The sequence below is a fragment of the Streptomyces sp. NPDC059866 genome (assembly GCF_042731325.1).
In the GTDB taxonomy this organism is placed as follows: domain Bacteria; phylum Actinomycetota; class Actinomycetes; order Streptomycetales; family Streptomycetaceae; genus Streptomyces; species Streptomyces flavusporus.
This window is the reverse complement of sequence record NZ_JBHWJT010000002.1, coordinates 324,145-339,866: the sequence shown is the minus strand read 5'-3', so window position 1 is coordinate 339,866 and position 15,722 is coordinate 324,145. Positions and strand designations below refer to the sequence as shown.

The window sequence follows — 15,722 nt, the reverse complement described above, 5'->3', positions numbered from 1 at the left end:
GGCCCTCGCCCGGTCAGCCCACGCGGTGGCCGTTCTCCAGCTCGGCCGTCCCCGAACCGTCCGAGAGGACGTCGAGTGCGGTCAGCACGCGGCGGCCCAGGGCGCCGGGCAGGAAGTCGGTGAGGTCCTCGCGCGGTACGAGTCGCCAGGACAGCAGTTCCTCCTCCTGCAACCGGATCGCCTTGAGGTCCTCCTCGCCGAGCACCCCGCCGTCGTACAGATACGCCACCAGCGGCGGCCGGGCCGTCCCGTGCACCCAGTCCACGGCGAGCAGCCGCCCGAGCTCCCGGTCCAGGCCGATCTCCTCGGCGGTCTCCCGGCGCGCGCCCTGGCGCGGGGTTTCGCCGTCGTCGGACTCGATCGTGCCGCCCGGAAGTGCCCAGCCGTCACGGTAGTTGGGCTCGACGAGCAGTACCCGGCCCTCGGTGTCGCGGAAGAGCGCGGCGGCACCGGCGAGGACGCGGGGCAGGCCCGCGATGTACGTGGCGAAGTCAGCAGTGGTCATCCAGGAAGGGTAACCAGGGCGGGCTCAGGGCCTGTCCTGCTGGACGGCGTGGTCGGCCTCCGTCCGGACCAGTCGCAGGGTCCGCTCCGCCAGCTCGCTGATCCGTACCCCGTCGAAGCCGAACACCGCGCTGCGCACCGTGTCCTCCAGCGGGTCCTTCCACTGGGCCGGGATCGCCTCCGCACCGGTCAGGACACCGGCCACCGAACCGGCGGTGGCGCCGTTGGAGTCGGTGTCCAGGCCGCCGCGGACGGTGAGTGTGATGGTGCGGGTGAAGTCGCCGTCGCCGTACAGCAGCCCCGCGGTGAGCACCGCCGCGTTCGGGACGGCGTGGATCCAGCCGAGCCCGGCGGTCTCCTCGGCCAGCGTCGTCAGCGTGTCCTCCCAGGGCAACCGGGTCTCGTGGAGCGAGGCGACGCGGCGCACCGTGCGGGCCAGCCGGCTGCTCGCGGGGATGACCGCGAGCGCCTCGTCCACGGCGTGCCGGACGGTGGGCGCCGTGAACGCGGCCGAGATCAGCGCCGCCGCCCACATCGCCCCGTACACCCCGTTGCCGGTGTGCGACAGCACCGCGTCCCGGCGGGCCAGCGAGGCGGCGCGGGACGGGGCGCCCGGGCAGGTCCAGCCGTAGATGTCGGCGCGGATGAGGGCGCCGATCCACTCCTGGTACGGGTTGTCGTACGTCGCCGTGAGCGGCGGCTTGAGTCCGTTGGCGAGGTTGCGGTAGGCCGCCCGCTCCGCCGTGAACGTCTGCAGGTACGGCAGCCGCAGCAGCCACAGGTCGCCGACCTGCTCGGTGCTGAAGTCGAAGCCGTGGGTTTCCAGCAGGTCCAGGCCGAGGACGGCGTAGTCGACGTCGTCGTCGCGGCAGCTGCCGTGGATGCGGCCGCGGACGCACTGGCGCCACTCCGGGCGCAGCTGGGGGCTGTCGCCGTCGGGGGGCGGCTCGGGGAGGTAGTCGGTGAGGGGCAGGGCGGAGGCCTGGCGCAGGTAGCGGTCGATGCGGTCGCGCGTCCACAGATCGCCCTGCTCGACCGGTTTGCCCAGCATGTTCCCGGCGATCCGGCCCAGCCAGCCCCCGAGGATGCGGTCGGCGAGCTCTGGCTCGGTGCCCACAGGGGTCATAGGAAGGGTTTACCCGATTCCGCGGCCGTCACAGGCGGTTCTCAGGGGCTTTCCAGGGTGTTCCACGGGCCGGTCGGGGCATGACGGCGGGGCTGTGCTGCGGTTAGGGTCGCAGCGGCGCGACTGGCCCTGACATGCGGGGGCCCCGGAGAGCAAGGGGAAGACAAGGTGGCTGACGCTGTGGACGGCGCCCGTCGGGTGCTCATCGCCGCGGACAAGTTCAAGGGGTCGCTGACGGCCGTGGAGGTCGCCGAGCGGGTGACGGCCGGACTGCGTCGCGTCGTACCGGACGTCGACGTGGAGGCGCTCCCGGTGGCCGACGGCGGCGACGGAACCGTGGCCGCGGCGGTCGCGGCCGGGTTCGAGCGGCGTGCGGTACGGGTTGCGGGGCCGCTCGGCGACGAGGTGACCGCCGCCTTTGCGCTGCGCGGCGACACCGCCGTCGTGGAGATGGCCGAGGCGAGCGGGCTGCAGCGGCTGCCGGCCGGGGTCTTCGCGCCGCTCACGGCGTCCACCTACGGGTCGGGGGAGTTGCTGCGGGCCGCGCTCGACGCGGGGGCGCGGACGATCGTGTTCGGGGTCGGGGGGAGCGCGACGACCGACGGCGGTGCGGGGATGCTGGCCGCGCTGGGGGCGCGGTTCCTGACGGCGGAGGGGGAGCCGGTGACGCCGGGCGGCGGAGGGCTGGCCGACCTCGCGTCCGCGGATCTGTCCGGCCTTGACCCGCGGCTGGCGGACATCGAGTTCGTCCTCGCCAGCGACGTGGACAACCCGCTGACCGGGCCGAAGGGCGCGCCGGCCGTGTACGGGCCGCAGAAGGGCGCCTCGCCGGACGACGTGGCGACGCTGGACGCGGCGCTCGCGCACTTCGCGAAGGTGCTGGAGGAGGCCATCGGGCCGAAGGCCGGGGAGTACGCCGCGTCGCCGGGGGCCGGCGCGGCGGGCGGTATCGGGTACGGCGCCCTGATCATCGGAGCCCGCTTCCGCGCCGGCATCGAGGTGATGCTCGACGTCCTGGGCTTCGCCCCCGCGCTGTCCCGGGCCGATCTGGTGATCACCGGTGAGGGCTCGCTGGACGAGCAGACCCTGCACGGCAAGGCTCCGGCGGGGGTCGCGGCTGCTGCGCGGGCCGCGGGCAAGGAGGTCGTCGCGGTGTGCGGGCGTCTTGCGCTGCCGCCTCAGGCGTTGGGCCGGGCCGGGATCCGGCGGGCGTACCCGCTGACGGAGGTCGAGCCGGACGTGGCGAAGTGCATCGCGGAGGCGGGGCCGATCCTGGAGCGGGTGGCGGAGCGGATCGCGCGGGACTACTTGGGCTGAGGCGGGACTTTTCTCGCCCCCGCCGCCCTTACCCGTTCCCATCCCCAAGGGCTGCGCCCCTTGGACCCGCCAGGGGCTGCGCCCCTCGGACCCCGCCGGGCTGCGCCCCTTGGGCCCGGCCGGGGGGCTACACCCTGGACCAGCCTCTCGCCCGACCGAGTCGGATGGCGGGTGGGCGATGGCCGGGGGTCTGGGGGCGGAGCCCCCAGCAGTGCCCGCACCGACGCCGGGCCCCAAGAAAGCGAAGGGCCCCGAACCCAACCCGGTCCGGGGCCCAAGCCAAGCGCCAGCGCTACGGCAGCTGCGCCGCCCGCGCCTCACGTCGGTTGTCGCGGAAGTTGTTCACCCGGCGGGCCGTGGCGAACAGCGGGATCACCGCGCCCATGACCAGCTGCAGCGCGCAGCCCGTCTGGAGGAGGAGCTGGCCGCTGGGGGCGCCGAAGGCCCAGGCGACCAGCAGGCCCATGCTCATCACGATCCAGCCGAGCATCGCACCGGCGAGGCGGCCCCGCGGCTTCGGGTACTCCACCCGGCTCACCATCAGCCACGCGGTGCCCAGGATCGCCAGCAGGGTCGCCACGAAGGGCAGCTCCAGCAGCACGATCGCGACGACCGTCAGTGCGCCGAAGGGGCTCGGCATGCCCTGGAACATGCCGTCCTTCATCGTCACGCAGGAGAATCTCGCCAGCCTCAGGACCACCGCCAGGAGCACGACGATCGCCCCGACCGCGGCCACCCGCTGGTGCGCGTCGTCCGCGACCATGCCGTAGACGAGGACGAAGTACGCCGGAGCCAGGCCGAAGCTGATCAGGTCCGAGAGGTTGTCCAGCTCCGCGCCCATGGGGGAGGAGCGCAGTTTGCGTGCCACCAGGCCGTCGAACAGGTCGAAGACCGCCGCGCAGAGCATGAGGATGACCGCCGTGGCCGCGCTGTGGCGGGCCATGCCGGTCTCCTGGCTGCCGGTGAGGTGCGGGATCAGGATGCCGGTGGTGGTGAAGTACACCGCCATGAAGCCGCACGTGGCGTTGCCGAGCGTGAGGGTGTCGGCTATCGAGAGGCGCAGAGAGAGGGGCATCTCCTCCTCTTCGTCGTCCTCCACCGCCTCCGGGACCCAGCCCGACTGCGTATCAGGGTCAATCACGGTCAATTCGAGTCACCCCAGCCACGGTCTTCTGGCCGACCTCGACCGCGACCTCGACGCCCTCGGGCAGGTACAGGTCGACGCGCGAGCCGAAACGGATCAGGCCGATCCGCTCGCCCTGCTCGACCTTGGTGCCCTGCGGGATGTAGGGGACGATACGGCGGGCGACCGCGCCGGCGATCTGGATCATCTCGATGTCACCGAGCTCGGTGTCGAAGTGCCAGACGACCCGCTCGTTGTTCTCGCTCTCCTTGTTGAAAGCAGGAACGAATCCGCCCGGGACGTGCTCGACCGACGTCACGGTGCCGGCCAGCGGAGCGCGGTTGACGTGCACGTTGAGCGGGCTCATGAAGATCGCGACGCGGGTACGTCCGTCCTTCCACGGCATGATGCTCTGCACCACGCCGTCGGCGGGCGAGATCACCCGGCCCTGGGTGATCTCGCGCTCGGGGTCGCGGAAGAACCACAGCATCCCCGCCGCGAGCGCGGTGGCGGGGACGGCGACGGCCTTGGCGGCACCGGAGCGGCGTGCGCGGGCCAGGCTGAGGGCTGCGGTGGCGACGGTCGGGAGGAGCCACGGCGATGCTCCGCGCGCGAGGCGTGTGCCGACCAGGCTGTCGCGTGGTGCAGAGGTTTGGCTGTGGGGCATGGATGACCTTCGTAGCGGATGATGCCGCGCTCTGAACGGGGGACGGCGGCTTTCTCGCGATCGTAGCGGCTAAGGGCCGTAACTGGGTAAGCCGGGAAGCCGAGTCGGTGGCCGGGGAGTGCCTACGGGGTGTGATCTTCTTCTCGAAGAAAACACCCCGTTTCCGGACGTTCAGCCCTGGAACCGATACTCTTCGAGCAGCCTGCGGCCGATGATCATTTTCTGGATCTCGGCGGTACCTTCACCGATCAGCAGCATCGGGGCCTCGCGGTAGAGGCGCTCGATCTCGTACTCCTTCGAGAAGCCGTAGCCGCCATGGATCCGGAAGGCATCCTCCACGACCTCCTTGCAGTACTCGGAGGCGAGGTACTTCGCCATCCCGGCCTCGAGGTCGTTTCGCTCTCCGGAGTCCTTTTTGCGTGCAGCGTTCACCATCATGGCATGGGCCGCCTCGACCTTGGTGGCCATCTCGGCGAGCTTGAACTGGATCGCCTGGTGCTGGGCGATCGGCTTGCCGAAAGTGTGACGCTGCTGGGCGTACTGGACACCGAGCTCGAAGGCGCGCTGAGCGACGCCACAGCCACGCGCCGCCACATTGACGCGGCCGACCTCCACGCCGTCCATCATTTGGTAAAAACCTCGGCCGGTGACGCCGCCGAGCACCCGATCGGCCGGAATGCGCAGGCCGTCCATGATCAGCTCGGTGGTGTCGACGCCCTTGTACCCCATCTTGTCGATCTTGCCCGGGATGGTGAGGCCGGGGCGGACCTCACCGAAGCCGGGCTCCTTCTCCACCAGGAAGGTCGTCATCGACTTGTGGGGCGCGGTGCCCTCGGGGTGTCCTTCGTCACTCCGGACGAGGACGGCGACGAGGGAGGACGTGCCGCCGTTCGTCAGCCACATCTTCTGACCGTTCAGGACGTACTCGTCGCCGTCCTTGACCGCCTTCGACGTGATCGCCGACACATCGGAGCCCAGGCCCGGCTCCGACATCGAGAAGGCGCCACGGATGTCACCGGCCGCCATCCGCGGCAGGAAGTGGTCCTTCTGCTCCTGCGTGCCGTGCTGCTTGAGCATGTACGCCACGATGAAGTGGGTGTTGATGATGCCGGAGACCGACATCCAGCCGCGGGCGATCTCCTCGACGCAGAGGGCGTACGTCAGGAGCGACTCGCCCAGACCCCCGTACTCCTCGGGGATCATCAGGCCGAACAGGCCCAACTCCTTGAGGCCGTCGACGATCTGCTGCGGATACTCGTCGCGGTGCTCCAGCTCGGTCGCGACCGGGATGATCTCCTTGTCCACGAAGTCGCGGACGGTGGAGAGGATCTCCTGCTGGATGTCGGTCAGACCGGCGGTCTGGGCGAGTCGCGCCATGGCTACTTCTCCTGCTGCTTCAGCTCCGGGCGGCCCGGCTGCTCGCCGCCGCGCTCCTTGATGTACGTCTCGGTGGGGACCATCACCTTGCGGCGGAACACGCAGACCAGCGTGCCGTCCTGCTTGTAGCCCTTGGTCTCGACGTGGACGATGCCCCGGTCGTTCTTCGACTTCGACGGCCACTTGTCGAGCACGGTCGTCTGGCCGTAGATCGTGTCGCCGTGGAAGGTCGGCGCCACGTGCTTCAGCGACTCGATCTCCAGGTTGGCGATCGCCTTGCCGGAGATGTCCGGGACGGACATGCCGAGCAGCAGCGAGTAGATGTAGTTCCCGACGACGACGTTCTTGCCGAAGTCCGTCGTCTTCTCCGCATAGTTGGTGTCCATGTGGAGCGGGTGGTGGTTCATGGTGAGGAGACAGAACAGGTGGTCGTCGTACTCGGTGACCGTCTTGCCCGGCCAGTGCTTGTACGTCGCCCCGACCTCGAACTCCTCGTAGGTGCGCCCGAACTGCATGGCCTTACGCCTCCGGAATCTCGAACGTGCTGGTGCGCTGCATGCCGGCGGCGCGTCCCTTGCCCGCGATGACCAGCGCCATCTTGCGGCTGGCCTCGTCGATCATCTCGTCGCCGAGCATCGCGGAGCCCTTCTTGCCGCCCGCCTCGGACGTGTAGTAGTCGTACGCGTCCAGGATCAGCTCGGCGTGGTCGTAGTCCTCCTGGGAGGGCGAGAAGATCTCGTTGGACGCCTCGACCTGGCCCGGGTGCAGCACCCACTTGCCGTCGAAGCCGAGGGCCGCGGCGCGCTGCGCGACCTCGCGGTAGCCGTCCACGTTGCGGATCTGCAGGTAGGGGCCGTCGATCGCCTGGAGGTTGTTGGCGCGGGCGGCCATCAGGATCTTCATCAGGATGTAGTGGTAGGCGTCCGCCGGGTAGCCGGGCGGCTGCTCGCCCACGACCAGCGACTTCATGTTGATCGACGCCATGAAGTCGGCCGGGCCGAAGATGATCGTCTCGATGCGCGGGGAGGCCTGCGCGATCTCGTTGACGTTGTTCAGGCCCTGGGCGTTCTCGATCTGCGCCTCGATGCCGATACGGCCGACCTCGAAGCCCATGGTCTTCTCGATCTGGGTGAGGAGGAGGTCCAGGGCCACGATCTGCTGGGCGTCCTGGACCTTCGGCAGCATGATGCAGTCGAGGTTCGGACCCGCGCCCTCCACGACGGTGACGACATCGCGGTACGTCCACTCCGTCGTCCAGTCGTTGACGCGCACGACCCTCGTCTTGCCCGTCCAGTCGCCCTCGTTGAGGAACTTGACGATGGTGTGCCGCGCCTCGGGCTTGGCGAGCGGCGCGCAGGCATCCTCCAGGTCGAGGAAGACCTGGTCGGCCGGGAGGCCCTGCGCCTTCTCCAGGAAGCGCGGGTTGCTTCCGGGGACCGCGAGGCAGGAGCGTCGCGGACGCAGACGGTTGACGGGCGTGGTCATGCGGGGACCTCCAGGGGGTCGAGCTTGTTCGCTGTGCGGATCTCGTCGACGATGCGGCCGATGATCCCGGTGATGTCGAAGTCCTTCGGGGTGAAGACGGCGGCGACTCCGGCGGCCCTGAGCTGCTCGGCATCACCGTTGGGGATGATGCCACCGGCGATCACCGGTATATCTGTGGCACCGGCCACACGGAGCCGCTCCAGCACATCCGGCACCAGCTGGGCGTGCGAGCCGGAGAGGATCGACAGGCCCACCGCGTGGACGTCCTCGGCGAGGGCCGCGTCGACGATCTGCTCGGGTGTGAGCCGGATGCCCTGGTAGACCACCTCGAAGCCGGCGTCACGCGCGCGTACGGCGATCTGTTCGGCGCCGTTGGAGTGTCCGTCCAGGCCCGGCTTGCCGACCAGGAAGCGCAGCTTGCCGACGCCGAGGTCACGGGCGGTCTCCTCGACGCGGCGGCGGACGAGCGCCATCGCGGTGCCCTCCTCGGCGGTCACCGCGACGGGTGCCGACGAGACACCGGTCGGCGCGCGGAACTCGCCGAACACCTCGCGCAGGGCCCCGGCCCACTCGCCGGTCGTCACCCCGGCGCGGGCGCACTCCAGGGTGGCCTCCATGAGGTTGGCGGTGCCCTTGGCGGCCTCCTTGAGGCGCTCCAGCGCCTTGCAGGGGCGCGGGTGGTTGAAGGGCGGCTGGTAGCGGGTGTCGCGCCAGCGCTGGAGGGACTCGATGACACGGGCCTCGACGGCCGGGTCGACCGTCTGGATGGCGGTGTCCAGGTCGGCGGTCAGGGGATTGGGCTCGGTCGTCTCGAAGATGTTGACGCCGACGATCTTCTCCTGACCGGACTCGATACGAGCCCGCCGCTCGGCGTGCGAGGCGACGAGCTGCGACTTGAGGTAGCCGGACTCGACGGCGGCCATCGCGCCGCCCATCTCCTGGATACGGTCGATCTCCGCGAAGGACTCCTCGACGAGCGCCTCGACCTTCGCCTCGATCACCTTCGAGCCCTCGAAGATGTCCTCGTACTCCAGCAGGTCGCTCTCGTGGGCGAGGACCTGCTGGATGCGCAGCGACCACTGCTGGTCCCAGGGGCGCGGCAGACCCAGGGCCTCGTTCCAGGCCGGGAGCTGGACGGCACGCGCGCGTGCGTCCTTCGAGAGGGTCACGGCCAGCATCTCGAGGACGATCCGCTGGACGTTGTTCTCCGGCTGCGCCTCGGTCAGACCGAGGGAGTTGACCTGGACGCCGTAGCGGAAGCGGCGCTGCTTGGGGTTCTCGATGCCGTACCGCTCGCGCGTGACCTTGTCCCAGATCCGCCCGAACGCCCGCATCTTGCACATCTCCTCGATGAAGCGGACGCCCGCGTTCACAAAGAAGGAGATACGGGCCACGACGTCCCCGAACTTCTCCTCGGGAACCTGCCCCGAGTCGCGTACGGCATCGAGAACCGCGATCGCGGTGGACATCGCGTAGGCGATCTCCTGGACCGGTGTGGCGCCCGCCTCCTGCAGGTGGTAGCTGCAGATGTTGATCGGGTTCCACTTCGGGATGTGGGAGACCGTGTACGCGATCATGTCCGTCGTCAGCCGGAGTGAGGGCCCCGGCGGGAAGACGTGCGTCCCCCGCGACAGGTACTCCTTGACGATGTCGTTCTGGGTCGTGCCCTGGAGCTTGGTGATGTCCGCGCCCTGCTCCTCCGCGACGACCTGGTAGAGCGCCAGCAGCCACATGGCCGTGGCGTTGATGGTCATCGAGGTGTTCATCTGCTCCAGGGGGATGTCCTGGAACAGCCGGCGCATGTCACCGAGGTGCGCGATCGGCACGCCGACCCGGCCCACCTCGCCGCGGGCGAGGATGTGGTCGGAGTCGTAGCCGGTCTGCGTCGGCAGGTCGAACGCCACCGACAGACCCGTCTGCCCCTTGGCGAGATTGCGCCGGTACAGCTCGTTGGACGCCTCGGCCGTGGAGTGACCGGCGTACGTGCGCATGAGCCACGGCCGGTCCTTCTGACGCTCAGTCATGCGACGCCTCTCAGATGTTCCGGAAGCGGTTGATGGCGTCGACGTGCTTGGCGCGCTTCTCGTGGTCGCGCACGCCCAGGCCCTCCTCGGGGGCCATGCACAGCACGCCGACCTTGCCCTGGTGGAGGTTGCGGTGCACGTCGTAGGCGGCCTGGCCGGTGTCCTCCAGGGAGTACACCTTCGACAGGGTGGGGTGGATCTTGCCCTTCGCGATGAGCCGGTTGGCCTCCCAGGCCTCGCGGTAGTTGGCGAAGTGCGAGCCGATGATCCGCTTCAGCGACATCCACAGGTAGCGGTTGTCGTACTCGTGCATGTAGCCCGAAGTCGAGGCGCAGGTGGTGATCGTGCCGCCCTTGCGGGTGACATAGACGCTCGCGCCGAAGGTCTCGCGTCCGGGGTGCTCGAAGACGATGTCGATGTCCTCGCCGCCGGTGAGTTCGCGGATGCGCTTGCCGAAGCGCTTCCACTCCTTGGGGTCCTGGGTGTTCTCGTCCTTCCAGAACTTGTAGCCCTCGGCGTTGCGGTCGATGATCGCCTCGGCGCCCATCGAGCGGCAGATCTCCGCCTTCTGCGGCGAGGAGACGACGCAGATCGGGTTGGCGCCGCCGGCCAGCGCGAACTGCGTGGCGTACGAGCCGAGCCCGCCGCTCGCGCCCCAGATGAGGACGTTGTCGCCCTGCTTCATACCGGCGCCGTTGCGGGAGACCAGCTGCCGGTACGCCGTGGAGTTCACCAGCCCGGGGGCGGCGGCCTCCTCCCAGCTCAGGTGCTGGGGCTTGGGCATCAGCTGGTTGGACTTGACGAGCGCGATCTCGGCGAGGCCGCCGAAGTTGGTCTCGAAGCCCCAGATGCGCTGCTCGGGGTCGAGCATGGTGTCGTTGTGGCCGTCGCTGGACTCCAGCTCGACCGACAGACAGTGCGCGACGACCTCGTCGCCCGGCTGCCAGGCGTTGACGCCGGGGCCGGTGCGCAGGACGACGCCCGCGAGGTCGGAGCCGATGATGTGGTACGGCAGGTCGTGGCGCTTGGTGAGCTCGCTGAGCCGGCCGTAGCGCTCCAGGAAGCCGAAGGTGGACAGCGGCTCGAAGATCGAGGTCCACACCGAGTTGTAGTTCACCGAGGAGGCCATGACGGCCACCAGGGCCTCGCCCGGGCCGAGCTCCGGCACCGGCACCTCGTCCAGGTGGATCGACTTGCGGGGGTCCTTGTCGCGGGTTGCGAGGCCCGCGAACATCTCCGTCTCGTCCTTGTGCACGGTGATCGCGCGGTACGACTCGGGGAGGGGCAGAGCGGCGAAGTCGGCCGGCGTCGAGTCCGGCGACTGGATCGCGTCCAGGATGTTCTTCACGGTCACGGTGTTGCCTCCGGCGATACGCGCCCCGAGGGAAGGGCGCTGAGGGTTACGTCGGTGCTGCTGAGGGTTGGGGTTGCCGTCGGTTCGGCGGGTGGTGCTGTTCGGCAGCGCTTTGTGGCGCGGGAGGTTGCCTGTGACGCAGGCGTCCGGGCGCGCAGGCCGTGGGCTTGCGGGGACAGCCGGCGTACGAAAGGTCGCTGCACGCCGGCCGCCCGGACAACATCAACGTATGGCACCCCGTGTCACCTGGCAAGGCACTGGGTGCCAGAAGTTTCGCTCAGACGAAATCTTTACGTAACAAATGAGCGATGATCGATCGTATGCGGGCTGGGAAACGGGCGAAAGAGGGCTCTGACATGCCAAAACGGCCACCCGATGGGGTGGCCGTTGTCACTGTGCTGTGGGCGCTCAGCGGTCCCGGAGGGCCTCCTCGATGGTCCGCATGACCTCGTCCAGCGGGGCGTCGGTGCGGGCCACCGTCACCAGCACCTCGCCCTGTGTCGAGACCGAGGCGGGGGCCGGCTTCGGCGCCGCGGAGCGTCCGATTCCGATGCCCGCCCCGAACGTCTTCCGCACGATCGCGAAGGCATGGTCGAGCTGTGCCTCCACGTCCCCCTGGCCGCCGGCCCGCAGCCAGCGCCGCAGCACGTGGTTGTGGGCGGTGACCACGGCGGAGGCGGCGACCTCGGCCAGCAGGGGGTCGTCGTTGGCGTCGTCGTCGTGCGCGTGCTCGTCGAAGTGGCCGAGCAGATAGCGGGTGAAGAGGCGCTCGTAGCGGGCCACCGACGCGATCTCCGCCTCGCGCAGGGTGGGCACCTCGCGCGTGAGCTTGTAGCGGGCGACCGAGATCTCCGGCCGGCCCGCGTACATCTTCATGACTTCCTTGATCCCGCGGCACACCGTGTCGAGCGGGTGCTCGTGCGCGGGTGCCGCGTTGAGCACCGCCTCGGCCCGGATCAGGGTGTCGTCGTGGTCGGGGAAGATCGCCTCTTCCTTCGAGCGGAAGTGGCGGAAGAAGGTGCGGCGGGCGACCCCGGCCGCGGCCGCGATCTCGTCGACGGTGGTCGCCTCGTACCCCTTGGTCGCGAACAGCTCCATCGCCGCGGCCGCCAGCTCCCGGCGCATTTTCAGCCGTTGGGCGGCGGCGCGACTGCCTGCGGCACTCTCGGGTGCGTCGGGCGCGGCTGGTGTACGTGAGGACTTGGCGGGCTGGGACATGCCCCGAACGTACTGCATGTGCGCAGCTCGATGCGCAGGTCCGGGGTTTCCCCCGCCCTTCCAGGGCGGGGGAGAACCGGCCGGGTCGAGCAGTCCGCCCCACTCCGCGCCCGCGCGGAACCAGTCGCCGGGACGCTCAGCGGCGGGCATATTCGCGGAAGCCGCGGCCCGTCTTGCGGCCGAGGCAGCCCGCGGCCACCAGGTGCTCCAGGAGCGGCGCCGGGGCGAGGCCCGGGTCGCGGAACTCGCGGTGCAGGACCTTCTCGATGGCCAGCGAGACATCCAGGCCGACGACGTCCAGCAGCTCGAAGGGGCCCATCGGGTAGCCGCCGCCCAGCTTCATCGCCGCGTCGATGTCGTCGAGCGACGCATAGTGGTCCTGCACCATCTTGATCGCGTTGTTCAGGTACGGGAAGAGCAGCGCGTTGACGATGAATCCGGCCCGGTCACCACAGTCGACGGCGTGCTTCCTGATCGCGGAGCAGACCTCGTGAACCGTCGCGTGGACGTCGTCCGCCGTCAGCACCGTACGCACGACCTCGACCAGCTTCATCGCCGGCGCCGGGTTGAAGAAGTGCATACCGATCACGTCCTGCGGACGCGAGGTGGCGCGGGCGCAGGCGACGACCGGCAGCGACGAGGTGGTGGTCGCCAGGACCGCGCCCGGCTTGCAGACCTTGTCCAGTGTCGCGAACAGCTGCCGCTTGACCTCCAGGTCCTCGGCGACGGCCTCGACCGCCAGGTCGACGTCGCCGAAGGCGTCGTACGAGCCCGCCGGCGTGATCCGGTCCAGCGTCTGCGCCGCCGCCTGGGCCGTCAGCCTGCCCTTGTCGACCGAGCGGGAGAGCGACTTGCCGATCCGGGCCTTGGCGGCCTCGGCCTTCTCCGCACTGCGGGCGGCGAGGACCACGTCGTAGCCCGCCTTGGCGAAGACCTCGGCGATGCCGGACGCCATGGTGCCGGAGCCCGCGACGCCGACCGAGCGGACCGTACGGCCCGGCGTCCGGGAGTCGCCGGACGCCGGCGTCAGTGCGTCGGGCACGACGGTGGCGCTGCCCGGAGCGTCGTAGGTGTAGAAGCCGCGGCCCGACTTACGGCCCGTCAGGCCCGCCTCGCTGAGCTGCTTCAGGATCGGCGCAGGGGCGTGCAGCCGGTCGCGGGACTGCGCGTACATGGCGTCCAGGACGGTGCGCGCGGTGTCGATGCCGATCAGGTCGAGCAGAGCCAGCGGGCCCATGGGCAGCCCGCAGCCCAGTCGCATCGCCGCGTCGATGTCCTCCCGGGAGGCGTACTTCGCCTCGTACATCGCGGCCGCCTGGTTGAGGTAGCCGAACAGCAGCCCGTCGGCGACGAATCCGGGCCGGTCACCGACCGCGACGGGCTCCTTGCCGAGGTCGAGGGCAAGGCCGGTGACGGCGCTGACGGCGGCGGGCGCGGTCAGCACCGAGGAGACGACCTCGACCAGCTTCATCGCCGGCGCCGGGTTGAAGAAGTGCAGCCCGAGCACCCGCTCGGGACGCGCCGAGTCGGCGGCCAGGCGCGTGACGGACAGGGCGTTGGTGCCGGTCGCGAGGATCGTCTCCGGGCGGACGATCCCGTCCAGTTCGCGGAAGATCTGCTGCTTGATCTCGTACGACTCCGGCGCCACCTCGATGACCAGGTCGGCGTCGGCCGCCGCGCCCAGATCGGTGGCGGTACGGACCCGGGCGAGGGCGTCCGCGCGCTCCTGCTCGGTCAGCCGGCCCCGCTCCACGGCGCGGGCCGTGGAGGCCTCCAGGGCGGCGACGCACCGGGCGGCCTGGGCCTCGCTGACGTCGATACCGACGACCTCGCGGCCGGCCTTGGCCAGGACCTCGGCGATACCGGTGCCCATGGTGCCGAGGCCGACGACGGCAACGGTCTTGAGCGGGGACAGAGGGGTGTCGGACAGGGGAGCGGCCATCGCGGGACTCCTGGAAATGAGGGTGACGTCTGGGAACGCGGCCGGGTGCGCCGAGGGGCGCACCCGGTGCGTGAGGAGTGCGGGTGGTGCCGGGCTGCAAGCGCACACGCCCGGGGCCGTCGCTGCGGACGTGCACACGTCCGAGGAACGGTGATGCCGACCGGCCCTGTCCCGTGGCCGAGCCGTACTCAGGTACGTGAAGTACCGAACCGACTGCTCTCCCGACGGCTGCGTCACCAAACCGTCGCGAGGAGGGGCGGGTGGGTAACCCGCTCGTCTGAGCTTAACCCGCGGGTAACGAGCACGCCAGTCCTCTGTCGTTGTGATGTGGGTCCCCCGAACCGAGATCGTTTGTACCCTCGGCGTCATGGACGAAGAGTTGCGATCGCTCACGGAGCGCTTACGGCAGGAGTCGGGCGCCACCACGGCGTACGAGCATCTGGTGGCGACCGAGGACCACGAGGAGCTGGCGAGTGTGCTCACCGCGGCGAGGCAGCCGCTGTGGGCCAGGGAGCTGGCCGCCTTCCGGCTGGGGCTGGCGGGCGACCGGCGGGCCTTCGAGTCCCTCGTCCTGCTCCTCAACCACCGCGACCCACCGCGTTGCGCCGCCGCCGCCCATGCCCTCGCCCGCCTCGGCGATCCGCGCACCGCCCGCGCCGCCGCCGCGCTCGCCACCAACGAACTGCGCGTCGCCTACGCCCTGCACCCGGTCCGACTCCTCGTCGAACTGCGCGCCCCGGAGTCGGTGCCCACCCTGATCACCACGCTGGAGCGACGGCTGCGCCCCCACGACCCGTACCGCCGCGTGGCCCTCGCCTGCGTGGAGGGGCTGGGGGTGCTCGGCGACGCCCGGGCCCGGCCCGTACTGAACGAAGCCCTCGCGCACCCGGCGCTCGCCGAGGCCGCCGTGGCCGCACTGGCCCGCATGCCCCGGCAACGGCAGAGGTGATGCCCGCCGGGTCACCCGACGCGGGTCAGCTCCCGCACGTACCGCACCTCCGGCACCTCGGTCCCGGCCACCTCGAACGGCTCCTCGGCCCCGTCCGTACGGAACCCCGCCCGCTCGTAGAAGCGCCGCGCGAGGGCGTTCTCCTTGAGCACCCAGAGGAGCATGCGGGCGTGTCCGGCGGCCGTGCACTGCCGTACCGACTCGGTCAGCAGGGCCTGGCCGAGGCCGGCGCCGTACCGCTCGGGATGCACGTATATCGCGTACAACTCGGCGTCGGCCGTGCGGACTTCGCCGTCGCGGTACGGGCCGTGGCAGGCCCAGCCGAGCACCTCGCCGTTCAGCTCGGCGACCAGGTTCACCACGCTGCCGTCGCCCTGGGCGAGGCGGGTGCGGTGGCGCTCGGCGTCCTCCGCCACGTCGAGCGCGTCGAGATACTCCTGCGGTATGAGGCCCCGGTACGCCGTCTGCCAGCCGCCGATGCGGATCTCGGCCACGCGGTCGCAGTCGGCGGCGGTCAGTTCCCGGATCCGCAGGCCGCTCACGCGCCCGTCACCGCGAACGCCTCGATCTCCCACGGCAGTCCTGGTCGGCTCACTCATGCGTCCATGGTGGACCATGGGTCTGACAACGCCCCGG

14 protein-coding genes are annotated in these 15,722 nt (G+C 70.3%); 2 read left to right on the top strand and 12 right to left on the bottom strand.

The window, feature by feature from the left end:
- Positions 1-13: 13 nt before the first annotated feature.
- Complete coding sequence (locus ACFV7R_RS03785) at positions 14-505, bottom strand: NUDIX domain-containing protein (RefSeq protein WP_385259485.1); 492 nt, start codon at positions 503-505, stop codon at positions 14-16.
- A 24-nt stretch (positions 506-529) separates the two neighbouring features.
- Positions 530-1,630 (bottom strand): ADP-ribosylglycohydrolase family protein, encoded by a 1,101-nt coding sequence (locus tag ACFV7R_RS03780; protein ID WP_385259483.1) that lies wholly within the window; start codon positions 1,628-1,630, stop codon positions 530-532.
- A 180-nt stretch (positions 1,631-1,810) separates the two neighbouring features.
- On the opposite strand from ACFV7R_RS03780, the gene ACFV7R_RS03775 reads away from it, so the two are divergent.
- Entirely contained in the window at positions 1,811-2,947 is a 1,137-nt protein-coding gene (locus tag ACFV7R_RS03775; protein WP_385259750.1) for a glycerate kinase, read from the top strand.
- Positions 2,948-3,239: 292 nt separating this feature from the next.
- Here the strand turns inward: ACFV7R_RS03775 and pssA are convergent, their stop codons facing one another.
- The 9 genes from pssA to ACFV7R_RS03730 all read right to left on the bottom strand — a co-directional run bounded on the left by pssA (position 3,240) and on the right by ACFV7R_RS03730 (position 14,137).
- Positions 3,240-4,022 carry a CDP-diacylglycerol--serine O-phosphatidyltransferase gene (gene pssA, locus ACFV7R_RS03770; RefSeq protein ID WP_385259748.1) on the bottom strand — a complete coding sequence of 261 codons (783 nt, stop codon included), beginning with the start codon at positions 4,020-4,022 and terminating at the stop codon, positions 3,240-3,242.
- Positions 4,023-4,080: 58 nt separating this feature from the next.
- Positions 4,081-4,737 (bottom strand): phosphatidylserine decarboxylase, encoded by a 657-nt coding sequence (locus ACFV7R_RS03765; RefSeq protein ID WP_224737432.1) that lies wholly within the window; start codon positions 4,735-4,737, stop codon positions 4,081-4,083.
- 171 nt (positions 4,738-4,908) lie between these two features.
- Complete coding sequence (locus ACFV7R_RS03760) at positions 4,909-6,114, bottom strand: acyl-CoA dehydrogenase family protein (RefSeq protein ID WP_356925391.1); 1,206 nt, start codon at positions 6,112-6,114, stop codon at positions 4,909-4,911.
- A gap of 2 nt (positions 6,115-6,116) precedes the next feature.
- Positions 6,117-6,629: a MaoC family dehydratase gene (locus tag ACFV7R_RS03755; RefSeq protein WP_129800303.1), complete on the bottom strand. Its 513-nt coding sequence runs from the start codon at positions 6,627-6,629 to the stop codon at positions 6,117-6,119.
- A 4-nt stretch (positions 6,630-6,633) separates the two neighbouring features.
- Positions 6,634-7,599: an HpcH/HpaI aldolase/citrate lyase family protein gene (locus ACFV7R_RS03750; RefSeq protein ID WP_385259480.1), complete on the bottom strand. Its 966-nt coding sequence runs from the start codon at positions 7,597-7,599 to the stop codon at positions 6,634-6,636.
- Positions 7,596-9,623 carry a protein meaA gene (locus ACFV7R_RS03745; RefSeq protein WP_385259478.1) on the bottom strand — a complete coding sequence of 676 codons (2,028 nt, stop codon included), beginning with the start codon at positions 9,621-9,623 and terminating at the stop codon, positions 7,596-7,598. The genes ACFV7R_RS03750 and ACFV7R_RS03745 overlap by 4 nt, the downstream gene beginning before the upstream one ends.
- Positions 9,624-9,633: 10 nt before the next feature.
- A complete protein-coding gene (ccrA, locus tag ACFV7R_RS03740; RefSeq protein WP_385259745.1) occupies positions 9,634-10,971 on the bottom strand; it encodes a crotonyl-CoA carboxylase/reductase in 1,338 nt (445 codons plus the stop codon).
- Positions 10,972-11,385: 414 nt separating this feature from the next.
- Positions 11,386-12,195 (bottom strand): TetR family transcriptional regulator, encoded by an 810-nt coding sequence (locus ACFV7R_RS03735; protein WP_206306932.1) that lies wholly within the window; start codon positions 12,193-12,195, stop codon positions 11,386-11,388.
- A gap of 136 nt (positions 12,196-12,331) precedes the next feature.
- Entirely contained in the window at positions 12,332-14,137 is a 1,806-nt protein-coding gene (locus ACFV7R_RS03730) for a 3-hydroxyacyl-CoA dehydrogenase family protein (protein WP_385259476.1), read from the bottom strand.
- 367 nt (positions 14,138-14,504) lie between these two features.
- On the opposite strand from ACFV7R_RS03730, the gene ACFV7R_RS03725 reads away from it, so the two are divergent.
- Positions 14,505-15,086, top strand: coding sequence for an adenylosuccinate lyase (locus ACFV7R_RS03725; protein ID WP_385259474.1), 582 nt, complete (start codon positions 14,505-14,507; stop codon positions 15,084-15,086).
- Positions 15,087-15,097: 11 nt separating this feature from the next.
- Here ACFV7R_RS03725 and ACFV7R_RS03720 read toward each other — a convergent pair whose 3' ends face one another.
- A complete protein-coding gene (locus ACFV7R_RS03720; RefSeq protein ID WP_385259472.1) occupies positions 15,098-15,685 on the bottom strand; it encodes a GNAT family N-acetyltransferase in 588 nt (195 codons plus the stop codon).
- Positions 15,686-15,722 lie beyond the last annotated feature (37 nt).